We start from the raw sequence: 548 nt of genomic DNA on the forward strand, positions 1-548 counted from the left end.
TATTCCTTTCGTCTGCAGCAGGTTTAGCTTGGCTGCCATCGCGACGGCTTTTACCCGGTTGTTGACCCCCAGTTTGTCGAACACGTTGCGGACATGAACTTTGACCGTACCGGCCGACATGACCAGCAGATCCGCAATTTCTTTGTTGGACAATCCGGCGGCCACGCCCTGCAGCACATCAAGCTCCCGGTTCGTCAGAGCCGGAGCAGACCCGGGCAAAGGCTCGCGGCAAGACTCCTCCGGGTTGGAAGGCTCGAAGTATTGGGTCAGCGCATGCACTTGGCCCATTTGCAAGGCCAGCATTTGCAAAAGCGATAAGCCGTCCCCCGCAAATACGCCGGCCGTGTAGTTGTTCTCCAAATACAACACGCCCTGCAGCTCGCCCTGCATCAGGACCGGCAAACCCAGCGCAGATTTCGGACCATGCCGGAGCATATAGAGATCAGCCTCATCGAATTGGCCCCCTCCGGCATCGCTTCGGATGACGGGCTCCCGGCTTATGGCCGCCTCACGGACGAAGGCCGGACTGACTTCGCTGCACGTGTCCA

Annotated in this window: 1 protein-coding gene; it reads right to left on the reverse strand. The window is 59.1% G+C overall.

Going from position 1 to position 548, the window contains the following annotated elements:
• A partial coding sequence (locus LRL21_RS44830) for a LuxR C-terminal-related transcriptional regulator (RefSeq protein WP_275901218.1) occupies window positions 1-548 on the reverse strand: 548 nt, incomplete at both ends.

This window comes from Paenibacillus periandrae (assembly GCF_022458865.1).
In the GTDB taxonomy this organism is placed as follows: Bacteria; Bacillota; Bacilli; order Paenibacillales; family NBRC-103111; genus Paenibacillus_S; species Paenibacillus_S periandrae.